This window comes from Caulobacter sp. 05L422 (assembly GCF_056397765.1).
The window spans coordinates 1-430 of record NZ_JBFTOB010000056.1 but is presented as its reverse complement, the minus strand read 5'-3'; the positions used below and the strand labels follow the sequence as shown (position 1 = coordinate 430).

1 protein-coding gene is annotated in these 430 nt (G+C 59.1%); it reads right to left on the bottom strand.

Going from position 1 to position 430, the window contains the following annotated elements; translation table 11 throughout:
* Window positions 1-214, bottom strand: a 214-nt coding sequence (locus AC1DMQ_RS25795) for a hypothetical protein (protein ID WP_477036377.1), incomplete at its 3' end; no start/stop codon positions are given.
* Window positions 215-430: the final 216 nt, after the last annotated feature.

Below are 430 nucleotides of genomic sequence, written 5' to 3'. Positions count from 1 at the left end.
ACTTGATGTCGTCCGCGAAGGCCGTGTTGTTGCCGTTCATGTTGACGACGTTCTGCGTCTGGCCGATCAGCTGCGAAGCGTTGAAAGTCGAGTCGAGCTTGACCGCGCTGAACACGGGCAGGAAGGGCACGAAGCCGCCGCGCACGGCGCGCATGGCACGGGCGTCGAGTTCTTCGGTGACGGACAGGTCTTTGATGGCGAGGGTGGTAGTCATGGCAGTTCTCCGGGAAATGCAGTAGCTAGCGAATTCAGCCTGGGCGGTAGCCCGAGGCTCAATAGATGTTGTTTTGGGCGTTCTGGGTCGAGGTGACACGCGACTTGATGTCGTCGACGAAGGCAGCGTTATTGCCGTTCATGTTGACGACGTTCTGCGTCTGGCCGATCAGTTGCGAGGCGTTGAAGGTCGAGTCGATCTTGACCGCGCTGAACA